The sequence below is a fragment of the Streptomyces sp. AC555_RSS877 genome (assembly GCF_019049245.1).
Classification (GTDB): domain Bacteria; phylum Actinomycetota; class Actinomycetes; order Streptomycetales; family Streptomycetaceae; genus Streptomyces.
The window spans coordinates 1-25,513 of sequence record NZ_JAGMUK010000068.1 but is presented as its reverse complement, the minus strand read 5'-3'; the positions used below and the strand labels follow the sequence as shown (position 1 = coordinate 25,513).

Sequence of the window (25,513 nt, the reverse complement as noted above, 5' to 3'; positions counted from 1 at the left end):
TACGCCGTTGGAGCGTACTGGTTCTTCCCGATCGGCCCGCCGACCCCGGATCTTGTCCCCGTCCTGCAACGCTCGGGCGAGCACCGCGACTCTGGGGGGCCTGGATGCACAGGACGAAGGCGACAGCCGTGGTCCCGCAGCCCGTCCACGAGCTGCGCCGCTTCGGCGATGTGATGGATGAACTGCTTGACGCGCTCGTCGAGCTGGAGCAACGCGCGCACGAGGCGAGCGACCACTACGACACCGGGCCGTGGCAGCGCGAGAACTTCGTACGGGCCCTCCCCGGCAAGCGGGAGCTGAGCCTCGTCGCAACGGTGTCGGGGAGACCGGCCGGATTCCTGATCGCGTCACGACGGCCGGACGGGGCGCATGTGCACCGCGTGGCGACCGACCCCCGCCACCGGCGTGCCGGTGTCGCCTCCGGGCTGCTCGCCGCCTTCTTGGCGCGGACGCCTGGCGTCGTCACCCTCGTCTGCGACCCCGGCAACCGGCCCGCGCTCGCCCTCTACAAGCGCGCGGGTTTCCGTGTCACCGGCACCACCCCGGAAAACAAATTGTCCCTGGCGACCGGTGCTACGCCCCCATCGGTGACCCTTGCCCGAGAGGAAGACGTGATGTTCTGCAGCAATCCGATGTTCGAGCGCAGCCTGTTCGTGGGGGCTCATCTCGACGACATCGAGCTGGCGGCCGGGGGCACCGCCGCCCGTCTTGTCGAGGCGGGGGCCCAGGTGCGCTTCCTCGTGATGAGCCCCTCGGACTACACCAGTTACGACGGAAGCCACTTCCGGGACGCCGACGTGGCGGTGGCCGAGGGCAGGGAAGCCGCCGCGACACTCGGGGTGAAGGAGATCGAGGTCCTGTCGTTCCCCGCCAAGGACGTGGAGAACCACTCGACCGTCGTGGAATCGATCAACAGGGTTGTCGACGAGTTCCGCCCGACGATGGTCTTCACGCACTGGCCGTTCGACACACACCGGTCCCATGCCAACACCGCGCTCGCCACCATCGCGGCGAGCCGATACTACAACTCCGTCGTCATGTACGAGCCCATCACACCGTCGGGCCGCAGCTACGTCGGCTTCCGCCCGCAGCTCTACATCAGCATCGACGGCACCATCGACAAGAAGCTGCGGGCCCTGCGCCAGCACGAGTCGGAGTACGCCAAGTACGGCGAGCGGTGGATCGAGGGCGTCGAGGCCCGCTCCCGATACCGCGGCTACGAGATGCGTGCCCGGTACGGAGAGGCTTTCGAGGTGTCCCGGCTGGAAGGCGTCCTCGTATGAGGGTCACCATCCACCAGCCCGAGCACCTGCCGTGGCTCGGCCTCCTGGCCAAGGTCGCCGCGTCCGACCTGTGGATCGTCCTCGACTCGGTGCCGTACCGGAAGAATTACTTCCAGAACCGCAACCGGGTCCTGGTGAACGGCCGGCCCACCTGGCTGACGGTGCCGGTGACCGCGCCCTTCGGGACGCGGATCTGCGATGTGCGGATCTGCGAGGCGCCCTTCTGGCGCCGGCGTTACCGCGGACGCCTGGTCCAGGCGGCGTCGGGGACCCAGGCTGCGCACCGGACAGAGGGTCTGCTGTCGGTGATCGACGCGGCACCGCCCGCCGGCTCGCTGGCCGATCTCAATCTCGACCTCGCTGACTATCTGCTGTCGCAGTTCGACGTCAAGGTGCCGACGGTTCGTTCCTCCGAGCTCGACGTCACCGGAAGCAAGTCCGAATTGATCGTCGGTCTCTGCCGGGCAGCAGGCGCGGACGAATACCTCGCGGGGCCGTCGGGACGCGACTACCTGACCCTCGACGCCTTCGCCGAACACGGGATTAGGGTCCGGTTCTTCGACTTCGACCACCCGACCTACGCCCAGGGCCACGCCCCCTTCGTACCGTGCCTGTCAGCTTTAGACGCATGGTCGCGGCTGGACCCCGCCAAGCTGCCGCCGCTGCTGTCCGGCTACCGGCTCCGTGCGTCATGACGACGGCCACGCAGCCCATCGGGCTCACCGCCGTGACGATCTCGGGGGTCCGACAGGCGGATGTCGACGACTCCGCCGACTTCCGCACCTGGGCCGCGCTGGCAGGCCGCCTCGGCCGCGCCGAGTGCGTCTGGGCCGGCCCGCGCCTGGAGTGCCGGCGAGGGCCGCTGCACGTCCACCGGCGACCGCGGCACCCCGGCCCGCAGTCGCTGATCTGGGTGGCGGGATCGGTACGGATCGGTGTACGGCTAGCACGGGCTGCCCAGCGCCGCGGTGAGACGGTCGTGGTCAACGGCACCGAACCCTGGGGCTGGCTCTCGGCCTGGCTCGTCTCGCGGCTTGTGCGAAGTCCCTGGCTGATGGACGTGCATGGCGACTACCTCGCCCTGCCGGTGGCCTCCCTCGGCCGCTGGCGCCGGGCCGTCCTGCGCCGGGCCGTCGTCTTCTTCGCTCGTCGAGCCGACACCCGCCGGGCCGTGTCCCGTTCCATCTCCGACTCGCTGGCCGGACGGTTTCTTCCCTGCGCCGAGGTCCCGCCGCGGCTGCTCCCGGTATGGGAAGAGCCGCTGAAGCGTGAGCGGCCCCCGTTGGAGTCACCGGCCCTTCGGCTTCTGACGGTTGGCCGACTCGTGGCCTCGAAGGGCTTCGACCTTCTGCTCGCGGCTGTGGCCGAGCTCGTCCGGACCGAACCCGCCGTCCGCCTGCGCATCGTGGGTGACGGACCGCTACGGGATCGTCTCACCGACGAGGCCGCGCGGCTCGGTCTGTCACCGCACGTGGAGTTCCTCGGGACCCGCGATCTCGACGATATCCGTGCGGAGCTCTCCCGGGCGGACCTCTTCGTCATCTCCTCCCGGGACGAAGGGCTGCCCCGGACGCTACTGGAGGCCACAGCCGCCGGCGTTCCGGTGGTCGCCACCTCGGTCGGCGGGATTCCCGCGGTCGCGGCCGGGTGGGGCAGCGTCCGCCTCGTCCCGGTCGATGCCGCCGCGATCGCGTCAGGTGTGCGTCAGGTCCTCGCCTCCCCGCCCGGCGCGGAGCAACTGGCGTCCGTACGCCGCCAGGTTCTGGACACCTACGGCTTCGAGAACAACATCGACATGCTGACCGACCTTTTCCAGTCGGTCACACCCAGAAAATGACCCAAGCAAGAATCAGCCAAGCAAGAACCGAAATGGAGACTTCCATGGGACGAGCGTCGACTGTTCGTCGTTGGGTAAGGCACTCCGGCGTGGCGCCTGTGGCATCGGTGTTGGGCGGATACGTCGCCATGCGCACACTGGGAACCGGCATTCGGCGGTACACGGAACCGAGCGTCCGGGACTTCACCCAGTCCGGAGGCAGGCTCACCACATCGGCAGCCGATTTCCTCGGGGAACTGGGGTGGGAGCCCGCCGAGATCGAGCTCGTGCTCGGTGAGTACCAAGAGGTCGCCGAAAGGCTGGCCGACCGCTACGCGGACACGCAACTCCACTATCCCCGCACGCACGGCGTGGAAGTGGAGACCAGCGCCGTTCTGTACGGGCTCAGCCGGCTGCTCAGGCCCCGGTCGGTGGTGGAGACCGGTGTGGCCGACGGCCGGTCCTCTTGGCTGATCCTCGCCGCACTCGAGCGCAACGGTTCAGGGCTGCTGCACAGCTTCGACATCAACCGCACTGCCGGGCGGCTGGTGGGTGAACACCCGCAGTGGCGGCTGGAGATCCTTGACGCCAAGGACCCCGAGGCGTGCTTCAGCCGGGCTTTGGAGCGCGTGGGGACCATCGACCTGTTCTTCCACGACAGCGACCATCTCTATCTGCCGCAGCTGTTCGAGTACAGGCAGGCCTGGCCCAGAATGGCCGAGGGCGGTGTCTTCGCGAGCGACGACGTCAATTCCAGCAGGGCCTTTCTGGACTTCTGCGGGCGGCACGGTCAGCGCCCTGTCTTCCTCTTCGACTCGCGGAAGATCACCGGGGCGGTGCGCCGACTCGGCACCGACGTGCGGGGTGTTGCACCGGCCCAGCGGGTGGGCTAGATGGCCGGCAGAAAGCGGCACCGCGAACCCGGAGCGGCAGTCTCCGCCGCACCGGCTGTGCGTCCAGGGCTTGTCTACGTCGTCCCCCATCTGTCGCAGAACGAATCTGAGCACTTCGCGCACATTCCGGCTTTGCTCGCGGCACTGGGGGCACGGATCGATCTCGCGGCCGCCGTCGAGCGGGGCAGCCCGCCGGAGCGTCTGGCGGGCGTCCGTCTCCTGCTGCGCGTGCCAGGCCGGAGCAGGCTCGGCCGGGTCCTGGGCACGGCGCTCACCATCCACCGGTGCGCTCGCGCCGGCTATCGGACCTACTTTCTGCGCTACTCGACCCTGTTCGTGACCGTGCTGATCCTCACGTATCCGCTGTACCGCCACCGCATCCTGCTGTGGCGCAGCGGTCTGCCAGACGTGCGGGAGCCGGAGCGACGCAAGTTGCTGCGACACAGGCTGCAGGACGTCCTCAATCGGGTGACGGCGCGAGCGGTGCACTGCCTGGTCACCGGGCCGGAGACCATGGTCCCCATCATGGCCGGTCTGTGGGGGGTGCCCCGGCACCGGATGCGGCTGCTGTACAACGATGTCGACGCCAGCCGGTTCACTCCGCTGGACACGGAGGCGCGCCACACGGCGCGCAAGCAATTCGGCTGGAACGGTGACGAGTTCGTCATGCTCTTCGTGCACCGGCTGTCGTACCGGAAGGGCGCGCGTGTGTTGACTCCACTGCTCGCCGAGGTCAGCCGAGTCGTGGAAGCCGCGGATCCGAACGTACGTGTCCGGCTCGTCGTCGCAGGGGACGGCCCGGAGCGGCCGCGCCTGGAGCGCGAGGCCTCGGATCCCGCGCTGGGCGGGAGGATGCAGTTGCTGGGGGCGGTCCCCAACCGCGACCTGCCCGAGCTGTACGCGGCGGCGGACTGCGTCGTGATGCCGAGCTATGAGGAGGGCTTCCCGCGGGTTCTGCTGGAGGCCATGGCCTGCGGCACCCCTGTCGTGACGACGGACGCGGGTGGTTCGAGGGATGTGGTGGGAGCCGGCTATCCGTGTGTGGCACGGGTCGGTGATCTGGACGGGCTGGTGGCTCACCTGCGAAGCCTGGCAGCCATGCCGCCCGAGGACCGGTGCGCGCTGGGGCTGCGGCTGCGGCGCAGGGCGCAGGAGAAGTTCTCACCGCAGCGAGCGGCCGAGATGATCGAGGCGATGCTCTGAGCGGATGCCCGGTCAGATTCCCCGGCGTCCGCGGTCCCGGCGCCGAGTGCGAGGAGATCGCACTCGGCGCCGGGAGCGGGTTTCACGAGCAGGGCTGAAGGCGCACCAGATAGGTCGCGCAGAGGAGATTCGGCCACCGGCACACGGCCCGTCCGATGCGCTGACGCCTGGGTCCGAGCAGCGCCCGTTCGTCTGTCACCCGCCAGCCGTGCCGACTGGACGCGCTGCGTACGAAGCCCCGCGCGTCTTCCAGGGAGAAGAACCAGCGGTGCCGGTCCTCGGGCGGTGAGGTGGGCAGTCCGTACTTCGCGGAGATGGGCTTGCCGCACAGATGCCTGACCCGGGTGCCCACCTCGTAACAGTTGGGGAGGGTGATCACGACGTGTTCGCGGGCGACCCGGCACAATTCGGAGAAGCCCCGGTGGATGTCGTCGGTGTGCTCCAGGACGTCGAAGGCGGTCACCACCTCGACCGACCGGTCCTCGAACGGCAGGCGGTCGCCAAGGTCGGCCACGACCTCGGCCGCCGGGTCGAGGTCGACGCCCACGTAGCGCACCTGGCGACCGCTCAGCGCCGCCTCGAGTTCGCGGGTACGGCAACCGACGTCCACCACCGTGCCCTGCCAGATGGAAGGATACGTACGAACGATTCCGGACACCTTCTGCAGCGCCGTGCCTCCGTCGACCTTCGCGACGTTCATCTCCTCGTGCACCAGCCCTCCTTCGACTCCATCTTCGCGGTCACCGTTCCGCACGGTGAGTCGCGGCGGCGGTCAGCGACCGCCACTGGCGCTCGATGCCCTCGCGCAGCGTGACCGAAGGTTTATAGCCGAGCAGTTCACGCGCCTTCGTGAGGTCCGCTTCGGTCACCTGTACGTCGCCCGGCTGGTGACTGTCGTCGCGCACCGGGACCTCGGCGCCGGTGATCGCGGCGATGCGGCTCAGCACGTCGAGCACGGAAACGCTGTCCCCGCCGCCGACGTTGACCGCCTCCGCGGTCGCCTCCGCGGTCGCCGCGGCAAGGGTGGCCGCGACGGCGTCCGCAACGTAGGTGAAGTCCCGGCGCTGGCGGCCGTCCCCGTAGAGCCGCAGCGGCTGTCCCGTGCGGACCGCGCGCAGCATCCGGCCGATGGCCATGTCCGGCCGCTGCCGGGGGCCGTACACCGTGAAGTAGCGCAGTGCGATCACGCTGGTGGGGCTTGCCGGAGCGAGCGCGTAGGCGAGAGCGAGACGTTCGGCCGCGAGCTTGGTCACCCCGTACGGTGACAGTGGAGCCGTGAGGCACTCCTCGTGCAGGGGCCCCCTGCCCATCGCGTCCCCGTACACGCTGGAGGAGGAGGCGAGGACCAGGCGGCAGACCCCGGAGGACACGCATGCGTCCAGCAGGCGTTGCGTCGCCAGCACGTTGCACGCGACGTATTCGCCGAAACCGTCCCCCCAGGAGGGTCGGACGCCCGGGATGGCGGCGAGGTGGAAGACGGCGTCCGCGCCGTCGACCCAGGGCTTGATCTCGTCCGTGACGAGGTCGCCCTGAACCAGCCGGAAGCCCGGGTGGCCCAGCGCGCTCGCGAGGTTCTCCGCCGCCATGGCGTTGTCACGGGGTGAGCGCCGGTCGACGCCCAGAACGGTGGTCCCGCGTTGTAGCAGGGTGTCCACAAGGTGGGAGCCGATGAAGCCCGCCGCCCCGGTCACAACAGCACGTTCGACGCAGTGCGCCGTACTCATCACGGATCCCCTTCCGTCGGCACGGCCCGTGCCGCATCAGCGGTCACAGGCCGTCACCAGTGAACCGAACGTCACATTCTTACCGAATTGGGCGATATTCTCGGTTCAGACATTCTGGGCACTTTCGTGATTGCGTCCGCAGGTGGGGCCGAGCGTCGGCATCGGCTTCGCTCTTCTGTCCGCGGTCAGACCGTCTCTGCGAGCCGCGCTTCCACTTCCCGACGCCGCTGACGGCGCACGGCCAGTACGTCGGGCTGCCCCGGGCGGAGCTGATCCGGGGCCGCGACAAGCCGGTTGCTGTGCGGGTCGTAGAGCACCACGTCGTAACCGTGGTCACCGAGCCACCGCCGGACCCCACGCGCCGTGGAGCCGAAGCGATGGAGGAACGTGTCGACGAGTTCGAGCATCCACACCGCCGGCTCGCCCCGGGCGACGAGGCGGCCCGCGCCGCGCAGCGCCAGGTACTCCGCACCCTCGACATCGAGCTTGCCCATGGCGAAGGGGTGCTCAGGCAGAGTGTCGTCGAGTCGGCCGAGCCTCACCCGCACGGTGTTGCCGTTGTCGGTATCCGTCCGGATGCGCGAGCCCGCACCCCTGATGACGAACGACGTCGTACCCGGTTCCGTTCCGATCGCCATTTCGTGGACGGTCACACACCCGAGGGAATTCGCATCTACGTTGTCCCGCAGCCGTTGGGCGAACGCGGGGACGGCCTCGAAGGAGTGCACGGCTCCGGTCGGGCCCACGAGCTGCGCGGCGAGCAAGGTGAACATTCCCTCGTTGGCGCCGCCGTCGATAAACCCCTCTCCTGGACGGAGATAGCGCTTTATGAAGGTCATCTCCTCGTAGTCGGGAAGTCCCCCGAAATAGACGAAGCGACCCGGCTGCGTGCTGTCGGGGTAGGCACGGAACGACAAGTCGCCGTACACGGGCAAGTCGACCGGCCGCCGGACCAGTCGCTTCCAGGCCTGCCACCCGGCCATGCCGGCGAGGGCCCGGCCCCGCCGCCACGGGTGGCGGGATGTTCCCAGGCCAGTCTGACCATCCCAGGAATGGTTGTCGGCAATGGTCTGCTCCTTTCAGTGTCCGGCGAGGGCGCGCCGCCGTCCCAGCGCCGCCTGGTACCAGTCGTCCACGCGCCGGGCGACCCGGGACCAGTCCAGTTCCCCGGCCGCGCGCAGCCCGAGTTCACTCATCCGGTAACGGCCCGCCTCGTCGTCGAGCACGGTTCTCAGGGCGTTCACCAGGCTCTGCTTCGCCCCGGACGGAAAGACCCGGTACGCCCCGCGGACGCTCACCACGGGATCGAGCAAGGCGTCGGAGGACACCACGACTGGTGTTCCAAGCGCCATCGCCTCCAGCGCCGCCGTGGGCACGCCCTCGCCCTTTCCGGGGAGTCGGCGTGAGGCGAGTACGAACACCTCGGCTCGCCGGACCAGGTCGTAGACCTCCTGCCGGGGCAAGGGGCCGAGGAGTTCGACACCTGGGCCCGCTGCCGCGAGCCGGCTCAGGCGGTCACGCTCCGGTCCTTCGCCTGCGATGACGAGGCGCGCCCCCGGTCGGCCGCTCGCCAGTTCGTGGAACGCCTCGATGAGCAGACCGTGGTTCTTCATCGGGTTCAACGCGCCGACGCTGACGATCAGGCCCCGCTCACGGGCCCGGGCGTCGGCGGGTGGCGGCATGGCGGACAGCTCCAGGCCGCTGGACATGGTGAGGATGCGCCTCGGGTCCACGCCACGCGCCACAAGGTCGGCAGCGGTCGCCGACCCCAGCGCGATGAACGCCTCCACACTGCGGAAAGCACGCCGGGCGAGCCACTGATGCCGGTCGGCGAGTGCCGCATGGACTGTCAGGAACAGCGGAATTCCCAGCCGTCGGCAGACGGGCCCCAGCCAGGCGGCCTCGACGTAGTCGCCGTGAAGGTGTACCAGGTCCACGGCGCGTCGTGTCGAGCCGGCGCAGAGGTCCGTGATCGCGGCAGCCGTTGCCGCCGAGAACGCGAGCCGGTCGGACGCCCGCGCCAGCATCCGGGACGGGGTGGTTCTTTGCAGCGGCAGCCGCGTGGCGCCGACCGGGACCGTTGCGCCATGCCGGAACGAGAGCGTCACCCGGTTTCCGCCCTGTACCTGATGATGCGTCAGGCGCTCGACATGACGCTCCATTCCGCCCTGCATGGGAGGGATCCGGTAGCTTACCCGCACGATGTGCATCGCCGCGTTGCTCCACCTTGTGTGAATCGGACACACTGAAGGATCGCGACGTTTCGCGCTTTCTCTCGCTCGCCTCGCCGATCTTCACTGGAACGGAAGAGCCGTTCAGCCCTCGGAGCCGCCGGTGCGCCCGGCCGGAACGAAGGCCACGCGGAACGTCTTGGGCCAGAGCTTGCCGGTGACCAGGAACTGGTCGGTGCCAGGGACGGCCGCGATACCGTTCAGCGCGGATCCGTGCACGCGTTCGTCCTTGCGAAGCAGGCCCGAGGCGTCGATGCTCGCTGTCACCGCACCGGTGGCGGAGTCGATGCGCACGATGCGATCGGTGAACAGGACGTTGGCGTACACGGCCTCGCCGACACACTCGAGTTCGTTCAGCTTTGTCACCGGTCGGCCGCCCTGGGTGACGTTGATGTCGCCTCTCCTCGCGAGTGTCCTCGGATCCCGGTAGGTCAGCCGCGATGATCCGTTGCTCGTCACCAGCCGGTTTCTGGACCGCTGGTGGCACACGCCCCAGCCCTCGTCGGGGTACGGGACACGACGCACCTCCGACAGTGTCCTGGCGTCGCGTTCGATGGCGATGCGGTTCCGCCAGGTGAGCTGCCACAGCTTCCTGCCGACCACGGTGATGCCCTCCCCGAACAGCGGTGCGAGCAGCGCCCTCTGGACTGTCGGGTGCCCTCCGGTCGGACCTGCCCGCACCGAGGAACGACCGACCAGGCCAGTGCTCTCGTACAACGTGCCGCCGGCCACCTCCAACCCCTGAGTAAAGGCCTGCGGATCGTGCGGAAGAACCTCGAGCACCATGACGCGCAACTGCTCCATGCCGCCGGAGGAAACCGACTCGCCCTTCGCCGCCCTGGCCCCGGCGACCACGCCGGACGCGGGGTGTTCCCTCGCTTCCTCCGCCGCACAGGAGGCGAGCAGCACGACCGAAAGCACGGCTACCACTGCGAATCGCAGGCGTTCAGACACGGCAGGAACTCCTCGCTTCACGGTGACCTTGAGCGGCGGCCTCTGACCAAGACTGCTTACACCGGCGAACGGCGAGCAGGACTGTCGAACCGTGCGGCGCTGCAGAAAAGCCACCGGATGGTGCAGCGCTCGCTCGGCACGGTGGATCAGGGGCCCTCAACCGACAGGTGTCTGCCTACAGGGCTGTTTGTCGGGCCGACATTGGGGTGGCTACCCGGACTGAGGTGTTCGATCCCCTACCTTCACCTCTACACGAAGGGAAAAATGTGTCATCTTCGGGCGATTCGCCTGGTTCTATGAGAGGTGCAGTTTGGATCTGCGAGGATTCTTGAAGGCTCTTGCCAGACGTTGGCCGACTGCCGTGGTCTGTCTGGTCCTCGCTGTCGGCGCCGCATGCGCCGCTACCGGCTTGAGCACCCCCACCTACGAGGCGCGGACTCAGCTCTTCGTCGCCACCCGCCATGGCGAGGACATGGTTCAGCTGACTCAGGGGCAGAGCTTCTCCCAGGCGCGTGTGCAGTCGTATGCCTCGATCGTCACCACCAGCCAGGTGACACAGCCCGTGGTACGTGAGCTGAGGCTGCGCACCACACCGGAGGAACTGGCGTCTCGGATCACCGCCGAAGCCCCGCTCGACACCGTGCTCATCAACATCAGCGTCCGCGATACCGTTCCCGAGCGTGCCGCGGGCATCGCCAACGCCGTCGCGGAGCGTTTCACCGTGGTCGTCGAGCAACTGGAAACACCGCCCAGGCCGATGTCCCCGGAGCCGACCGACGCGCGCCAGCCGGTACCTCCTCCGCCCGTCTCGCCCGTCGCGCTGGGCATCACCCAGAAGGCGACCACGCCCGCCGTCCCGGACTCGCCACGTCCGTTGCTCAACCTGGCCGTCGGAGTGCTCGGTGGGCTGCTGGTCGGGGCCGGGCTTGTGGTCCTGCGGGAAACTCTCGACACCACCCTGAAGACCAGTGGGGCGCTCACCGAGTTCTCCGGGCTGCCGGACCTGGGATCCATCCCGTTCGACAAGCAGGCACCCAGACGACCGCTCGTGACCACAGCGGGGCAACACTCCCCGCGCGCCGAGGCGTTCCGGAAGCTGCGCACGAACCTGCAGTTCGCCCAGGTCGACGATCGTCCCCGGATCATCATGGTGACCAGTCCGCTGCCTGGCGAGGGCAAGACGAACACCGCGGCAAACCTGGCTCTCTCCCTCGCGGAGATGGGCGCCTCCACCTGCCTGGTGGACTGCGATCTGCGCCGCCCCAGCGTGGCCGAGACCTTCGGCCTCATCCAGGACGCCGGACTGACCACTGTGCTGATCGGGCAAGCCCGCGTCGGGGACGTCATCCAGCAAGCCGACGATCGGCTCGCGGTGCTCGCCAGTGGCCCGAAGCCACCGAACCCCACCGAGTTGCTTGGCTCAACCCGTATGAGGGAACTGCTGAGTGAGCTCGCGAGTACCTACGACGTGGTGATCGCCGATACGGCGCCGTTGCTGCCGGTCGCCGATACCCTTGGACTCGCTCCGCTGGCCCAGGGCACGTTGCTCGTCGTCCGCGCCTCGAAAACCAGCCGTGACCAGGTCCGTGCCTCCGTCGAGGCCCTGGAGCGCGTGGGCAGTCGTGTCCTGGGCACCGTCTTCAGCATGGCCGCGGCACCGAAAGGCGCCGGCTACGACGCCTACAGGGGGCACGGCGAACTGCCCACACCGCGCATGTCGGCCCACCTGGACGAGAGCGGCGCGCCTGCGCCGACAGCAGGTGAGAAGTGAGGCGAGAGAAGAGAAGGGCTCGGTTCGTCCAAAGGGGGGAAGGGTGGAGATGCGCAGTTACACACGGCTTCGCGTGCCGGCACCGCCACCGAGCGGTCTGGCAACTGACGCACAGGTCTGCGGCGCACCCACGGGGCGGGTAGCGGTCGAGGACGACCGCCGCAGTATGGATTTCCGGATCCTTCCGCGTCCGCGAGCTGTTCGAAGCGGGGCAGCCGTCCGGTGACCCCGATCGGCTCGGCAGCCGCGGCACCGGCCAAGGAAAGCGCAGCTGCGGTCAGCGGCGCCTTCCGGAATCCGTGGCACGGTTCCGGCATCGGGGTCACCGGACGACGGTGTGTACCCGTCCCTCCGTCAGGACTTGCGGTGACGGCGCATGGCGAGCATTGTCCCTCCACCGACTACGGCCAGCCCGACCGCCGCACCTCCCATCATCATCAGCGTCTTGTCGTTGCCCGTGTCCGCAAGCCGGCCATGGTGGCCGCGGTGGTCCCCTCTGCCGTCGTGGCCGTAGTGGTCGTCGCGACCATCGTCGTCGGGACAGTCGACATCGTCCGCGGGGGGCAGTACCTCGAGGGGCGCACGAAGAATCAGATCGGGGTCGTGCGCAAACAGCTTGAAGGTGTGAAGGCCGGGCTCGGTGCACTCGGGGATGGTCACCGTGCCCTCGACAACTCCCTGCCTGTCGGCCTGGAACCGGCCGAGCACGACCTTCTTCGAGAACAGCGCTGCCGTGACGGGGGACTGGTTGGGGGCGAAGCCCGTTCCTGTGAAGCTGACGTCTTCTCCGGCCTCCACCGTGTCCGAGGAGAGGGTCAGGCTCGGACCAGGGGGCGGATACTGGGCGTGGGCTGTGCCTGCGCCCACCAGCGGCGCGGCGATGACAGCAGCGGATGCCGCCGACGCCAGGGCAACCCGCCACAGCAGTGAGGTTCTCATACTTTGCACCTTTCGGGATTGAGGTCAGGTGGGATGACGCAACGTCGGCCTCGTGTCAAGACCTGTATACATGGGTAAATGGTGTATATCGATTCGTCACAGCTTGGGCTCGACCAGAAGTCACCGGATGGTGTGGCGCTTGTTGGTCCTTCTTACGCATGTCTGTCGCCTGACGATGGATCGTGCGACGACCGAGTTGGTAGCCGCTCCGGCAGCGACGGGAGGATCCACCTGGTCCGGCCCCTTCGGGAATCCTCAGTGGCGGACACCTCGGAGCCCGTCTCCGGCAGGGGCGGGAGACGCTGCGCGACTGAGTGCGGACCGAGCGGGCCGGGTGCTGTCACGTTGTTGCGTTCGATCTGCTCAGGCTGTCCGGGACGGACACGACGGGGTGGCCGTACCGGCGGCGCGGGGCCGCGCTGGAGTCCGTGTTCGCTGCCCGCCAGCTGTCGGCGCCGTGGACGCTGTGTCCATCGACCACCGACGCCGACACCGTGCGCGAGTGGCTGACGTGGGCGTCGGTCGGAATGGAGGGAGTGGTCTTCAAGAGGCTGAACGACGCCTACCGCCCGTTGACGAGAGGCTGGCAGAAATACAAGGTCCGCGAGACGAGCGAGACGATCGTCGGCGCGGTCACCGGTTCCCTGGCCACTCCCCGCACGCTGCTGCTCGGCAGGTAGACGACGGAGGCCGCCTTCAGTACGTCGGCCGCACCACCACTCTCGCCCAGGCGGGTGCTGCGGTCGCCGACCTTCTGGCTGCTGGGCGGCGCGGTCATCCGTGGACGGGCTGGTCGCTCTCCGCCGGGTGGGGCAGCCAGGAAAAACTGGTCGTCACGCTGGTGGAACCCGAGCTGGTGGTGGAAGTGGGCGTCGACGTCGCCCGTGACGCCTCCGGCCGGTGGCGCCACCCCGCACGCCTGCACCGCGCCCGCCCCGACCTCTCCCCCGCCGACGTTCCCCTCTGGTCGTCGCCGCCGTGACTGTGCACCCGCATGTGAGGGATGCGTATCGTGGGGGGGGTTCGGAGTAGCTGAACGCCCTTAGCCGGGTTGCTCAGGACGAGGGTGGCGGCGGCCTTTCCCCCTGACTGACGGGACATCGCCCGCCACGGCGCCGCCGCTGAAATCCTCCAGCGCCTCAATCCCGAAACCGATCCCAGATTCGTCAAGTGAGCCCGCCACAACTCCTACCGGGTCAAACGCCCGTACGACACTGAAACCCGACACGACCGTCCACGTTTCCTCGCTGCCGCGAGGCGCCATGGAGCGCGGTTCAAATAGCAACTGGCAGGGTGTCAGCCCATAGGGGTAAATCCTTTCTTCAGGTGAACTTACTACTTTTAACGGGGCTATCCACTAGACATCCTTCTATCCTCTTCTCGACTGGAGCAGACCGGACACGGTGTGCCTGCCCTCTTTGGGCTTGATGACCGTCGGGGGTTCGCGTGAGGCTGGGCAAAGCCGGTTGGTGGGGCTCGTTGCACGCCGTTCGTATCGGCTGGCGATCGGCAACCTGTGGGCGGGGCAAGACTCTGGGGCTGGTATTTGTACTTGCCGCCGCAGTGAGCGCGGGCGGGACAGCGGCGCTGTTCATCCCAGCCGTTGCAGGAGTGCCGGCTGCGCATGGTCTGGCCGTCCTGTCCCTCCTTGGGCGCGCCAGGGCGGCCGCCGGACGGGTGCGTCTTCGCCTCTCGCTCTTTGCGGGCTCTGTGGCAGCGGGTGGCCTTCACCACCTCGTGGTCACTCAGCTCCCTTCCTCTCGAGGAAAGCCCGCTGGTGGCGTCCACTTCGTCCTCCAGCTGCTGGCGGTCACCGGAATCGTCCTGTGTCTGGTGGTGGCGATCGCCGGACTGGTGATCGCAGTTGCGGACCGCGGCACGACGCTGATCTGGCTGCGGCGAGTCCTGGACGGTTGGATGATCGCCGGCTCCCTGCTCACATTGGGCTGGGTGCTGCTGCTGCATCGCGCCGACGAAAGCGGCGATGTGTTCGGTTCCTTGCAGGATCTGGCACGCGTGGTGACGGACATCCTGGTCTTCGGACTTCTGGTGGCACTGCGCTACTCACTGAAGCGCCCTGAGCGCACAGCGACAACGGTGAGCGTCCTGGCCCTCGTCGTGTTGTCGGCAGGCGACATGCTGCGGATCCTCATGCCGGCCCCGGGCACCTGGTACGGCATTCCTTGCGAGGCGGCCTGCTCGATCACCGGCCTGCTCCTCATCGCCGTCGCCCCATGGCTGACCGGAGGCACCAGCGTCGTGGACGTCGACCAGCACCTCATGCCCGTCGTCGCAGTCGTGGCCGCTTTCGTGCCCGTGGCCGTCTGCGCCCTTGCCCTGGCAGCCCACACCACGGTCGGCGGCCACACTGACATGGCCCTCATGGTCCTGGCAGGCTCGCTCCTTGTCGCGCTTGGTATCCGGCAGGGCATCATCCACGCCGATCACCTTCACATCACCCGCGAAGCCACCACCCGGGAGGCTCTTTACCGCACCCTGGTCGACGGCACTCGCGACGTGATCACCATCGTCAGTCCGGACGGCCGCGTCCGCTACGTCAGTCCGGCCGCCCACCACGTCTTCGGCTACCGGCCTGAGGACCTGCTGGGTGCCCGCCTGCCCCTGTACTGCCACCCCGACGACGTGATGCCGCTGATGCAGGAAGCCGAGGCGCTGCGGCAGGAAGCCGCATCGTGCATCCGCGGTCCGGGCCGCCGCGTGTCCTGCCGGGTCCGCCACGCCGACGGACGCTGGCGCCACGTCGAATCGACGGTCAGCTACCACACCGAGGGAATGATCTTCAGCAGTCGGGACGTGACCGAACGGCTCGCCCTGCAGGAACAACTCGAGCACCTGGCCTTCCACGACGCGCTGACCGGACTGCCCAACCGGGCCCTCTTCGCCGACCGAGTCGCGCACGCCATGCGGAAACGGACCACTCGCACAGCCCCACCCACAGTGCTCTTCGTGGACCTGGACGGCTTCAAGGCCGTCAACGACTCGGCCGGACACGCGGTCGGCGACGCTCTCCTGGTCCACGCCGCTCATCGGCTCCGGGCATCCGTACGGGCCGAAGACACCGTAGCCCGCCTCGGCGGTGACGAGTTCGCCGCCCTCTTAGAGGGAGAGGCCGGGACACACCCCTCCCGGGCCAGAGACGTCGCCGAGCGAATCCTGTCCGCCCTGACACAGCCCTACCAGATCGCCGGCAAGGAGGCGCTCGTCTCCGCCTCCATCGGCATGACAGTAGCCCTCCCCGGCGTCACACCGGACGAACTCCTCCACCAAGCCGACAAAGCCATGTACGAGGCCAAAAGAGCAGGCAAAGCGCGCATCCGAATGCACATCCCCCAACCCCACCAAAACCGCAACAGTCCGTCACCCAAGGCCCACCACGCGGCCATTCCTCTCCAGGAGACAGACGAACCGGCTGCACAAGACCCGCCGCCAGCTCATCAAGGCGACCGTCAGGACCGATCAGCGGCGCGCCCCCGCGTGCCTGCCGCCGGATCGGCCATGAGTAACCACGACAACGGCCAGAGCCAGACGCAGACGCTGCAGGACGCCACAACCGGTGATCGCCCTACCGAGCACCCCCAGTGCGGAGGCACGGCGGTCCCACAGCAGCAAGACGGCTGAACGCAAGGCAAATCGACTGTCGTCCACACCGTCGCCGCAGGCCACCTCATTGCGCTCGGCGTACGCCGTCCTGAGCGGGCATACGTATGCCACCGATCGACAACGGTCAGTGTCCGAGGTGGAGTGGCATTCCCGGCTCCAGTGAATCTGCACATCGAATGCGCAACTGCGGCGCGGTGCGCAATGCGTCTACACACGAGCCTGCCACATAACGCTCTGTTGGTGCGGAGAGTCCCGTTCGAAAGCGTGGACGCAATACAAGTCGGGGTCCCAGTGCCGCGCGGCATGTGGAGAAACCGCCCTCACGTCGCGTGCGCACCTGCACGGATGTGCAGCCTGTACGTTCAACTTCCTAAGTTTGCATTCCGGTTGATTGGATAGCCGGTGCGCTCCGTGCTTTGATCTCTGCGCTGCGGGGCCCGCGCGAACGTCTCCGGAAACGGGTGTCGCACGCCTGCGGCCGAGGCCCGCTATGTTCCCGGCGGGGCCACCCCCTTGTGGATCATCCATACGAAGGGAAGTTTCCTCATGAACTCCGCTCCCCAGGTTGAGACCGTTGAGATCTCCGACGCCGAGCTCGACAACTTTGTTACCGCATTTGGCGGGTGTGCTGGTGGAGTCGGTTGATGTCTCCGGTCCTTGCGTGGTGGTCCGGGCCCGGACCAGATCCGGCGTATCGGCGGGATGTACGGGGTGCGGGACGAGAAGTGCGTGGAGCCACAGCCGTTATGTGCGGCACCTCGCTGATACCACGCTCGGCGGCCGTCCGGTGCGGATCGACTTGAGCGTGCGCCGTCTGTACTGCGAGAACACAGCCTGTTCGAGCTGACCTTTGCCGAACAGGTGCCCGAGCTTACGGTGCACTATCAGCGGCGCACTCCGCTGCTGCAGCACCTGGTCGAGGCCGTCGGTGTGATGCTGGCCGGCCGGGGCGGGGCCAGGATGCTGCGCGTCCTCAATGTCGAGCTCTCGCGGTGCACCGTGCTCTCGCAGCTGATGCGAGTGGCCCTGCCTTCGCTGGTTACGCCCAGGGTGCTCGGGGTGGACGACTTCGCGCTCTACGGCGACGCCTACGGCACCCTTCTGGTCGACGCCACCACCCGGCTCCCGCTGACGCTCCGGGAAGGAAGGAACGCCGAACAGCTCAGCCGCTGGCTGCGCGCGCATCCCGGTGTCGAAGTCGCCTGCCGGGACGGCTCGCTGACCTACCGACAGGGCATCGCCGACGGCGCCCCGAAGGCTGTCCAGGTCAGCGATCGCTTCCACCTGTGGCAGGGCCTGTCCCGGCGCGTCCAGGAGATCGCCGCCGCCCACCGCGGGGGCCTGCCCGCAGCCCTGCCCCCGGGCCAGGCATGCGATCCGCCCCCTCACGAGGAAGCTGCCGAGGATCCTGCGGGGGACACTCCCGCCGGCAGGCATGCCCGGCGGCTGTTCGAAGCGGTGCACGCGCTGACCGAGGCGGGCCGTTCCTACAGTTCCGCGGCCCGCGAGCTGGGGCTGGACCGACGCACCGTGCGCAAGTACGCCCGGGCCCGCACCTGGCACGAGGTGATGCGCCGCCCGCCCCGCCGCCCGTCCACCCTGGACCCCTACCTCGACTACCTGCAGCAACGCTGGGACGAGGGCGAACACAGCGCCAAGATCCTTCACCAGGAACTTCTGGCCAAGGGTTACCTGGGCCACTACCAGCGCGTGAAGATGGCCGTCGCACCCCTGCGGCGGGGCCTGCCTCTGGACGAGCCGCGCGAACACCCACCCTCCCCGCGTGAGGCATCGTGAACAAAGCCAGCTCGATGTCGTCGCAGTTGACGCTGGTGGAACCCGAGCTGGTGGTGGAAGTCGGCGTCGACCTCGCCCCGCGACACCTCCGGCCGGCGACGGCATCCCGCGCGCCTCCACCGCGCCCGCCCCGACCTCTCCCCCGGCATCGCCCGCCTGTAGCGCACCGCTTCACGGCAGGTCGTATGAGAAAGGCGGTGGGCTCGAGGGGAGCGCTGGCTGCTAGGGCGCGTATCGAGTCATGATCAATTTGCGGGTTTCGCCCTCGCTCCGAGGTGTGATCCGGTAAATCGTCTTGCGTGACGCGAGTGCAACTGACGGACGAGCAGTGGGAGTTCATCGACCCGTACCTGCCAATCGGCGAGTATGGTCCGTACCCCGAGCGCCTGCGGCAGCAGTTCGAGGGAGTGATCCGGCGGTTCAAGACCGGCGCACAGTGGCGGGAGATGCCGCCGGAGTTCGGCGCCTGGTCGACCGTCTCCAACCGCTTCGGGCAGTGGCGTGACGCCGGCGTATTCGAGAACCTCCTGGAGGGCCTGATCGCGGAAGCCGCGAAGCGGGGCGAGGTGGACCTGTCCCTGGTCAGCATCGACTCCACCACCGCGCGGTCCCACGACGACGCCGCTGGGATGCACCTGAGCACGGACGTACTCACCGCCTTGGAGGACGCTGCCGCCGAGGAGGAGAAGGCCAGGTCAAAGGGGGCAGCCTCGAAGAACAAAACGGACGGGATGTCGAAGCGGAGCCTGAGCGGGAGGAGCGACGACGCATCCGGCGGCGCCGAAAGCTCCGGCCGGAGGCCGCCCTCCTGGGACGCTCGCGGGGTGGGCAGACCAGCAAGGTCCACCTCGCCGCCGACCGCAAGTGCCGCCCGCTGGCGTTCATCCTGACTGCGGGCCAGGCCGCGGACAGCCCGCAGTTCATGGCCGTACTGAGGAAGATCCGGGTCCGTGGGCCCGTCGGCCGCCCCCGCACCCGGCCCGAAGCCGTCGCAGGGGACAAGGCCTATTCGTCCCGCGGCAACCGCGTCCACCTGCGCAGACGCGGCATCAAGGCCGTCATTCCGGAGAAGCGGGACCAGGCCGCCAACCGGAAGAAGAAGGGCCCCAGGGGTGGTCGGCCCGTCTGCTACGACGCAGGCCTGTACAAGGAGCGGAACACCGTCGAGCGGCTGATCAACAAGCTCAAGGCCTGGCGAGCCGTCGCCACCCCGTATGACAAGACCCCGGAGAGCTACCTCGTCGGCCTCCAACTGCGCGCCTCGGTCATCTGGATCAAAGACCTGCCCCGGACGTCCCGTTGATCACGCCCCCGCTACACAAACTAGCGCCGTCGTCCGCGTCCGCCCTTGTGCTTGCTGGGGCGTCTGCCCTTGGCCTTACCGCTGTGCGTGTCCGGTGCCTGCACCGGGCGCCCCTGCCAGTCGATGCTGTCGTCCTCCGACAGGCTCGCCGCATACGAGAGCGCATGCTGAACCAGCGCCGACAGCAGGCGCTTGGACTCCGCCGAAGGAAGCTCGCTCTGCCAGGGGCAGACCGAGTACCAGCCCTGGCCCGGATCTGTCAGGGGCGGACAGGGCCCTGCGGGCTCCAGAGGCTCGGTCGGCGCCTCGGGAAGACGCACCAGCAGCATGCCCATACCCCAGGCGACGACCGCGGCGATGCCCTTGGCTCCAAGCACCGGTATCCCGAAGGTCGCCAGGACGGGCCAGCGGGGAGCAAGGTCCTCAAGTCTCTCGACCAGATCGGGGTGGGTATGCAGCTCCCACCCCTCGTAAGCATAGGCACCGTGCACCTGCGCAACACCCTGCTCCCGCAACAGCTCGAGCAGCGCCGTGTTCTGAGGCAGGTTCGGCAGCAGCGTCATGCCCGGAGATGCTACGCGCCGTTCAGCAGCAGGGGCAGTGGCGTCGCTCCTCTCCAGCACGCTTACCGGACCCGCACCGTTTGGCGGTCCTGGTGCGGCCCGATGTCAGAGCAGTTCCCGCCCTCCGCCTTCGCTCGAATCAACAGCGCCTCACACCGGGAACGCGGGCCACACTCCGCCACGAAGGTGATTCTGCAGATTGATCACGACTCGATACGCGCCCTAGTGAACAGCTCCGACACCACCAGGAGCACGGCGTCCGCTCCGCTCCCGCCGTGCGGTGCGGCCACGGACAAGAACCCGCGGGTCACGTCGCGGGCCTGGTTGGCCGTGCGCAGGCTGGCGTCGTCGGCGGACTCGTGATCCTCCTGGAGTGAACGCACCATCGCGGCCTCCGGCGGCTCAGCGCTGAGTCTTCAGATGTCTACCGTCTTCCCCTGGCAGATCGCATCACCCAGGAAACAGGTCACATCACCCTGCAAGGTGAAAAGGGCGCTCAGCTCAGGCGCGGCCATGTCTTCTCGGGACCGCAGAAGGAACGGCTGGACGAGCTCGTCGATCGCACCCCGCTGACGAACCTGATCACCGCGAACGCGGAGACGGTCCGATGTCCTGAAGACGTTGCGGGTGCCGCGGTGCCGGGGCGGCCCGGGCAGTGGAAGAGTGGCCGGCCCACTTCGTAACTGGATCTGCTGCGGCTGTCCGGGACGGACACAACCGGGTGGCCGTACCGGCGGCGCGGGGCCGCGCTGGAGTCCGTGTTCGCCGCGCGCCGGCTGTCTGCGCCTGGACGTTGTGCCCATGACCACCGACGCTGACATCGTGCGCGAGTGGCTGACGTGGGCGTCGGTCGGGATGGAGCGGATGGTCTTCAAGAGGCTGGACGACGCCTACCGGCCCTCGGTGCGGGGCTGGCAGGAATACAAGGTCCGCGAGAGGAGCGGGGCGGGCGGCCACCCGGACAGGTGGCCGCCCGCGCGCTGTCACAAGCTGAGGTAGAAGCGCACGGTCGTGCCGTCGTCGCCGGTGTGCACGCGCACCAGGTCGGCCACGTAGTGGACCAGCATCAGGCCCCGGCCGCCCAACTGGCCGCGCTCCGGCGGGCGGCGGCCGGCCAGCGGATCGGCCAGCCGGCCCGCATCGCGGACCTCACACACCAGCTGCCCCTGCTCCGCCCAGATGGCGAGTGTCCCGCGGCCTCCGCCGTGGACCACGCTGTTGGTCGTCAGCTCCGAGACCGCCAGCTCCACATCCATCAGCCGCTCCCCGGCCATGCCCAACCGCACCGCCTGAGCGAGAGCGAACTGGCGGACCGCCGGAAGGTCCTCACCACCGTAGGAGAAGGCCACGGCGTCCGGTGCAGGTGCAAGCGCCTGGTTGTACCGGTCGACGACCGCCTGCCAGTCGTAGGCGTCGCTGACCGACTCGCGTCCCTCCCCGCTGATGAGGGTCGGGTGGGTGACCTTCGCATCGGCGATCACCTCCGGGTCCAGCCGCTCCTCGTCGTAGGGGCACAGGATCGTCACCGCCCGGCCCTCGAACGCGGCGTTGATCAGCGCCTCGTGCTGCGCGCACGCCGGGTACTCCACCGCGCTGCGCCCGGCCCAGATCGGCTCGCCGATGATCCGCACACGCCCCTGCGGGTGGGCGTCGGCGAATCCGCGCAGCACCTTGGGGATGATCCGCCCCGGGTTGCGGCCGGCCTCGGTCATGTCCAGGAACAGGATGCCCTCGGCGTCCCCGCCCAGACCTGCCCTGATCAGCTCCAGGTTGGGGCCGGGCACCGCCACGGCCATCGGCTCGCCGTTGGTCAGGCCCTCGCGCAGGAAGGCCACCGTCTGCCGCGTGTACTCCTGCTCGGTGCGGTAGAAAAGGGCAGGGTGGACGAACGCCTCGTGGGTGGTCACCGTGCTCATCACAGAGCCACCTCGATCCGGTCCAGGCCCGGCCAGAACATCTCCAAAACCCGCGGCAGCTGCGGCGGGGGATTCTCGACCACAACCCTCCCGTCGGGCAGGTTCATTGCGGTGACCGCCAGCGCGGTTACCCCGGCCACGTCGACGAACGCCACATCCGACAGCTCCACGTACGACACACCCGCGTGCCGCCGAGCCAGCTCGGACAGGGCCTGCTCCCAGGACGGGCGAGTGAGGGCGCTGATCTCACCGCGGGCACGTATCCCGGAACGACCGGGCAACGGACTCACCTCCAGAGCGGCCCTCCCGGGCTCCGCCGGGGCGGGTCCGCCCACCGCATGTGGGGCATCCACGCTCGGACTCCTTCACATCAAGCCGCCTGCCGACCGGCACGGCACGGGCAGAGGAAAAGCTCCTCCCGACGGGGCAGTGTATCCAGGCGGCAGACACGCCTGGATCTGTAAGTAGGAGCGAGCAACGTACATCGACGTTTTCGGATAGCGCTCGGAGATCGCGGAGCCCGCAAATGTCGATGAGAACCAGCAACGTTCCGAGAGGGCCGGACGCTGACGTCGGCCGCAACCGGCACCCTGGGTGTGAGCGTCACGGGTGAGGTGACGCGCGGGCGATCGTTTCCTCAGGCAAGTGCCGGTCGATGCCAGCACGCTTCCCACGATCACCACTTTCCGGTCGACGAGTGAGCCGCCCAGCTCTACCCCGACAGCATCGCCACACTTACGCAGCAGGCATTCAGCGTGGCCTCCTCACCAGCATCGAAAGACCGGCTTCGAAGTCGCCGCCCACGAGAAGGCGGCGTGCGCTGCACCCGGCCCATATCCTCCAGATTGGAGCCGGTGGAACACTTACGGGACGTCAGGCACTGGTTCCTCTCGTACGGCGTCTCGTCTTGCTTGCCGGACACGCGCCGTCTGGAAGTACCGACGCGCTCCGTCGTTGTCAGGGCTGCTCCCACCTCTCCGTGCGTCTCCACTGATCGGCTGCCCTCAGCTTCACCGGGCTGCTGCGACAGCCCGGCGGCAGGGTTCTTTCACCCCTGCCCGGTAACAGTGGCGCCTCGTGGCGCACCTCTATCTTGTTCCACTTCGAAGTGCCCGGCGGTAGGTGACAGACCGTGATCTCCAGGACGCTCCCTCGTGCGAAGGTGGCAAGGCTGCTTTTCCAGGTCCAGCGGCGGGGGTCGTTGGAGCCGCCGGCGTCGGCGGTGATCAGGAGCCTGCCGGCATTCGGGTGATGGTCTCAGTGAGGATCTGGCCGCTTCGCACGTCCAGTGCCGCGACGAGGGAGGAGGTGCCGTGCCGACGGTATTCGAACTCCTGCCGCGCTATCCGTCCGGGCCGGGGCGCCTGCCCAGGGTGCCGTCGGGATCGCGCGGCGATGGCGGTCTTCTCGCCGACGGACAGCACCACCGCACCCTCGGGCGTGGAGAGGTACAAGTTGCAGACGTCGGCGGCCCGCTGCCAGAAGTCCGGGGTATCCCGGCGGGTGAGCCAGCCCCGCACCCGGCGCGGTTTCAGATTCAGATCCGCCAGGATCCGGCCGACCTGGGACGGCGAGATCGCGGCGAAGACCGTGCACGCCACCTGCGCTGCGATCTTGCGGTGCGACCAGGTCGACTCCGGGTGCGGGGGCGCGCTGGTGGCGGCGGCCACTACGGCGACGCGCACCTGCGGCCCGTAGACACAGGGCCGGCCGGAGCGTTTCGCGTCAGACAGAGCTGCCGGCCACCGGCGGCGAACCGGCCCCGCCACTTGCGCACCGTGTTGATGCTGACCTTCAGCTCGCGTGCGATCGCGGCGTTGGCCAGCCCGTCAGCCGCAGCGAGAACGATCTTCGCCCGTAGGACCTGCCGGACCTGTGCGGTCATAGACGCTGTGAGCCGCAGCAGGCGCGCAGGCACCGGCTCGGCAAGGTCCACCACAACCGCCGTCAGAACCCTCTTGGTTGCGCGGGGCATGGCACTTTCCTGGCGGCGCGGAATGGTTGCTGTGTGGGCTATGCGAGGGCTGCTGCGAGCGCGGAGTGGGGTGCGCGGCCCAGCAGTTGACGCAGATCACCGCCGGTGCGGGACATGAATCCGGTCGCGATGGCGGAGTAGGTGCCCACCAGCATCGGCACCTGGAACGGCTCGGCGCCGGAAGCGGCGATGCGCGCGCGGGCCTGCGCGAGGGTCTCCGGCTCGTAGGTGACGTGTGGGCCGTGAGCGCGGGCCAGGTCGGCTCCGCCGATGGCCTTCTCGCCGACGAGTTCATGGATGCGCCCCGCATGAGCGGGTGCCTCCACCGTCACGTGTGCCGCGGCATCGGCCAGATCCGCCCGTGCAACGGCGGCCAGTTGGCCCTCGCCGAGCGGGGCGGTAATCCGCCCGTCGGCCGACGGCGCCGCTAGGCCACCCAGCAACTCCGCGTACAGGCCATTGCGCAGGATCGTCCAGTCCATGGTGCTCGCCTGGAGCCGACGCTCGGTCCAACGGTGCGGCAGCGCGTAGGGAAGGTGATCGCCGTCGGTGGTCAGGCTCGTATAGACGACATGCCCCACACCGGCCTTCTCTGCGGCGTCGATGGCGGCACCGTGCCGAGCTATGACGGTGTCGTCCTCGCCGTAGCCTGCGGAGATCAGCAGCAGTACATCCACAGCCTCGAAGCCCCCTGCGAGGGTGCCGGGCTCGTCGAAGTCGATGTGGCGGACCGGCAGCGGGGCCTTGAGCCGCTGAGGTTCGCGCGTTCCAAGGACGGTGTCGTCGCGGTCGGCCAGCCGCTCGGCGATCAGCATGCCCAGGGCGCCGACGGCGCCCGTAACCAGGATCATCAGGGTCTTCCCGTTCCGGTAGGTTCTCTTCGGTAACCGGGATCATCCTGCGGGTTTGCGGCAGGGAGCGTAAGGAGGCACTTCCATGTCAGTGGGGCACACCGGGGTAACCACCGAACCCGTCGTCAGCTGCGGCGACGAGCACGAGGACTGCGGGATCCGCGATGTACTCGACCGGATCGGCGACAAATGGTCGGTCCTGGTCGTCGTCGAACTGGCCCAGGGTGTCCGCCGTTTCCGACAGCTACAGCGCGCCATACCCGGTATCTCACAGCGGATGCTGACGCTCACCGTGCGCCGGTTGGAACGCGACGGCCTGGTCACCCGGACCGTGCACCCCATGGTGCCCCCGCAGGTCGAGTACGAGCTCACGGCGATGGGCCACAGCCTCACCTATCTGGTCAAGGCCCTCACGGACTGGTCGGCGGAACACCGCGACGCCATCGCGCAAGCACGCCAAGAATGGGATGCCGAATATCCCGACTCCGGAATCCGGTGAACAAGCGGGCTCCAGCACCTTGCCGACTATGACTGGGACAGTTGATCAACCCCTCAACGAACTTCCGCGGGGCAGCACTAGTGCTGGATTCCTCTTTGGCTGGGTATATGTCCTGTTGGCGGGGTAGTTGAGGGTGCTCGGGGGCGGGTGCTGGGCGATGGTTTTATGGGCACG

General features: G+C 68.4%; 26 protein-coding genes and 2 pseudogenes. 14 read left to right on the top strand and 14 right to left on the bottom strand.

Annotation, left to right across the window (positions count from 1 at the left end):
- Positions 1-104 precede the first annotated feature (104 nt).
- The 5 genes from KUM49_RS29625 to KUM49_RS29605 all read left to right on the top strand — a co-directional run bounded on the left by KUM49_RS29625 (position 105) and on the right by KUM49_RS29605 (position 5,195).
- Entirely contained in the window at positions 105-1,283 is a 1,179-nt protein-coding gene (locus KUM49_RS29625) for a GNAT family N-acetyltransferase (RefSeq protein WP_217240033.1), read from the top strand.
- Positions 1,280-1,978 carry a WbqC family protein gene (locus tag KUM49_RS29620; RefSeq protein ID WP_217240032.1) on the top strand — a complete coding sequence of 233 codons (699 nt, stop codon included), beginning with the start codon at positions 1,280-1,282 and terminating at the stop codon, positions 1,976-1,978. Before KUM49_RS29625 ends, KUM49_RS29620 begins: the two co-directional genes overlap by 4 nt.
- Positions 1,975-3,120 (top strand): glycosyltransferase, encoded by a 1,146-nt coding sequence (locus KUM49_RS29615; RefSeq protein ID WP_217240031.1) that lies wholly within the window; start codon positions 1,975-1,977, stop codon positions 3,118-3,120. The genes KUM49_RS29620 and KUM49_RS29615 overlap by 4 nt, the downstream gene beginning before the upstream one ends.
- 128 nt (positions 3,121-3,248) lie before the next feature.
- Positions 3,249-3,992, top strand: coding sequence for an O-methyltransferase (locus KUM49_RS29610; protein WP_217240030.1), 744 nt, complete (start codon positions 3,249-3,251; stop codon positions 3,990-3,992).
- Positions 3,993-5,195 (top strand): glycosyltransferase family 4 protein, encoded by a 1,203-nt coding sequence (locus tag KUM49_RS29605; RefSeq protein ID WP_217240029.1) that lies wholly within the window; start codon positions 3,993-3,995, stop codon positions 5,193-5,195. It abuts the gene before it with no gap.
- 82 nt (positions 5,196-5,277) lie between these two features.
- Here the strand turns inward: KUM49_RS29605 and KUM49_RS29600 are convergent, their stop codons facing one another.
- The 5 genes from KUM49_RS29600 to KUM49_RS29580 form a co-directional block, all read right to left on the bottom strand.
- Positions 5,278-5,907, bottom strand: a complete 630-nt coding sequence (locus tag KUM49_RS29600) for a class I SAM-dependent methyltransferase (RefSeq protein ID WP_217240028.1) — start codon at positions 5,905-5,907, stop codon at positions 5,278-5,280.
- A gap of 28 nt (positions 5,908-5,935) precedes the next feature.
- Positions 5,936-6,919, bottom strand: coding sequence for an NAD(P)-dependent oxidoreductase (locus KUM49_RS29595; RefSeq protein WP_217240027.1), 984 nt, complete (start codon positions 6,917-6,919; stop codon positions 5,936-5,938).
- Between the two features lie 185 nt (positions 6,920-7,104).
- Positions 7,105-7,902 carry an FkbM family methyltransferase gene (locus tag KUM49_RS29590; RefSeq protein WP_217240026.1) on the bottom strand — a complete coding sequence of 266 codons (798 nt, stop codon included), beginning with the start codon at positions 7,900-7,902 and terminating at the stop codon, positions 7,105-7,107.
- A 96-nt stretch (positions 7,903-7,998) separates the two neighbouring features.
- Complete coding sequence (locus KUM49_RS29585) at positions 7,999-9,081, bottom strand: glycosyltransferase family 4 protein (RefSeq protein ID WP_217240025.1); 1,083 nt, start codon at positions 9,079-9,081, stop codon at positions 7,999-8,001.
- A gap of 153 nt (positions 9,082-9,234) precedes the next feature.
- Positions 9,235-10,104, bottom strand: a complete 870-nt coding sequence (locus KUM49_RS29580; protein ID WP_308406791.1) for a glutaminyl-peptide cyclotransferase — start codon at positions 10,102-10,104, stop codon at positions 9,235-9,237.
- Positions 10,105-10,414: 310 nt separating this feature from the next.
- On the opposite strand from KUM49_RS29580, the gene KUM49_RS29575 reads away from it, so the two are divergent.
- Positions 10,415-11,875, top strand: a complete 1,461-nt coding sequence (locus tag KUM49_RS29575; protein WP_302185498.1) for a polysaccharide biosynthesis tyrosine autokinase — start codon at positions 10,415-10,417, stop codon at positions 11,873-11,875.
- A gap of 354 nt (positions 11,876-12,229) precedes the next feature.
- Here the strand turns inward: KUM49_RS29575 and KUM49_RS29570 are convergent, their stop codons facing one another.
- Positions 12,230-12,814, bottom strand: a complete 585-nt coding sequence (locus KUM49_RS29570; RefSeq protein ID WP_217240023.1) for a hypothetical protein — start codon at positions 12,812-12,814, stop codon at positions 12,230-12,232.
- A 314-nt stretch (positions 12,815-13,128) separates the two neighbouring features.
- Here KUM49_RS29570 and KUM49_RS48705 point away from each other — a divergent pair, with 314 nt between their 5' ends.
- The 6 genes and pseudogenes from KUM49_RS48705 (at position 13,129) to KUM49_RS29550 (ending at position 19,535) form a co-directional block, all read left to right on the top strand.
- Positions 13,129-13,494, top strand: coding sequence for a hypothetical protein (locus KUM49_RS48705; RefSeq protein ID WP_308406790.1), 366 nt, complete (start codon positions 13,129-13,131; stop codon positions 13,492-13,494).
- 161 nt (positions 13,495-13,655) lie between these two features.
- A complete protein-coding gene (locus KUM49_RS48700; protein WP_254401983.1) occupies positions 13,656-13,796 on the top strand; it encodes an ATP-dependent DNA ligase in 141 nt (46 codons plus the stop codon).
- Between the two features lie 755 nt (positions 13,797-14,551).
- A complete protein-coding gene (locus KUM49_RS29560) occupies positions 14,552-16,453 on the top strand; it encodes a sensor domain-containing diguanylate cyclase (RefSeq protein WP_217240022.1) in 1,902 nt (633 codons plus the stop codon).
- A gap of 607 nt (positions 16,454-17,060) precedes the next feature.
- On the top strand, positions 17,061-17,282 hold the full coding sequence (locus KUM49_RS48695; RefSeq protein ID WP_308406795.1) for a transposase family protein: 222 nt from the start codon (positions 17,061-17,063) through the stop codon (positions 17,280-17,282).
- A 14-nt stretch (positions 17,283-17,296) separates the two neighbouring features.
- The gene (locus KUM49_RS48690) at positions 17,297-18,232 is read left to right on the top strand and encodes a transposase (protein ID WP_308406789.1); all 936 of its coding nucleotides are present in this window, start codon (positions 17,297-17,299) and stop codon (positions 18,230-18,232) included.
- Between the two features lie 299 nt (positions 18,233-18,531).
- Positions 18,532-19,535, top strand: a pseudogene (locus tag KUM49_RS29550) (IS5 family transposase).
- A 20-nt stretch (positions 19,536-19,555) separates the two neighbouring features.
- Here the strand turns inward: KUM49_RS29550 and KUM49_RS29545 are convergent.
- Positions 19,556-20,098, bottom strand: coding sequence for a hypothetical protein (locus KUM49_RS29545; RefSeq protein ID WP_217240021.1), 543 nt, complete (start codon positions 20,096-20,098; stop codon positions 19,556-19,558).
- A 203-nt stretch (positions 20,099-20,301) separates the two neighbouring features.
- Positions 20,302-20,484: a hypothetical protein gene (locus tag KUM49_RS29540; protein ID WP_217240020.1), complete on the bottom strand. Its 183-nt coding sequence runs from the start codon at positions 20,482-20,484 to the stop codon at positions 20,302-20,304.
- A gap of 415 nt (positions 20,485-20,899) precedes the next feature.
- Between KUM49_RS29540 and KUM49_RS29535 the strand changes: the two genes are divergently transcribed.
- Positions 20,900-21,097 (top strand): hypothetical protein, encoded by a 198-nt coding sequence (locus KUM49_RS29535; RefSeq protein WP_217240019.1) that lies wholly within the window; start codon positions 20,900-20,902, stop codon positions 21,095-21,097.
- Here KUM49_RS29535 and KUM49_RS29530 read toward each other — a convergent pair.
- From KUM49_RS29530 to KUM49_RS29505, 6 genes and pseudogenes are all read right to left on the bottom strand, one after another.
- Positions 21,082-22,014: an anti-sigma factor RsbA family regulatory protein gene (locus tag KUM49_RS29530; RefSeq protein ID WP_217240018.1), complete on the bottom strand. Its 933-nt coding sequence runs from the start codon at positions 22,012-22,014 to the stop codon at positions 21,082-21,084. The two genes, KUM49_RS29535 and KUM49_RS29530, sit on opposite strands and share 16 nt — an antisense overlap.
- On the bottom strand, positions 22,014-22,367 hold the full coding sequence (locus KUM49_RS29525; protein ID WP_308406788.1) for an STAS domain-containing protein: 354 nt from the start codon (positions 22,365-22,367) through the stop codon (positions 22,014-22,016). The genes KUM49_RS29530 and KUM49_RS29525 overlap by 1 nt, the downstream gene beginning before the upstream one ends.
- Positions 22,368-23,094: 727 nt before the next feature.
- Positions 23,095-23,265, bottom strand: a pseudogene (locus KUM49_RS29520) (ISAzo13 family transposase); the annotation flags it as partial.
- Positions 23,241-23,783: a helix-turn-helix domain-containing protein gene (locus KUM49_RS29515; RefSeq protein ID WP_308406787.1), complete on the bottom strand. Its 543-nt coding sequence runs from the start codon at positions 23,781-23,783 to the stop codon at positions 23,241-23,243. The pseudogene KUM49_RS29520 and the gene KUM49_RS29515, both read right to left, overlap by 25 nt.
- Entirely contained in the window at positions 23,684-23,899 is a 216-nt protein-coding gene (locus KUM49_RS50800; RefSeq protein ID WP_374200213.1) for a helix-turn-helix domain-containing protein, read from the bottom strand. Before KUM49_RS50800 ends, KUM49_RS29515 begins: the two co-directional genes overlap by 100 nt.
- Positions 23,900-24,027: 128 nt before the next feature.
- Positions 24,028-24,840: an NAD(P)H-binding protein gene (locus tag KUM49_RS29505; RefSeq protein WP_217240015.1), complete on the bottom strand. Its 813-nt coding sequence runs from the start codon at positions 24,838-24,840 to the stop codon at positions 24,028-24,030.
- An 85-nt stretch (positions 24,841-24,925) separates the two neighbouring features.
- Here KUM49_RS29505 and KUM49_RS29500 point away from each other — a divergent pair, with 85 nt between their 5' ends.
- The gene (locus KUM49_RS29500) at positions 24,926-25,339 is read left to right on the top strand and encodes a helix-turn-helix domain-containing protein (protein WP_217240014.1); all 414 of its coding nucleotides are present in this window, start codon (positions 24,926-24,928) and stop codon (positions 25,337-25,339) included.
- The last annotated feature ends 174 nt before the right edge of the window (positions 25,340-25,513 follow it).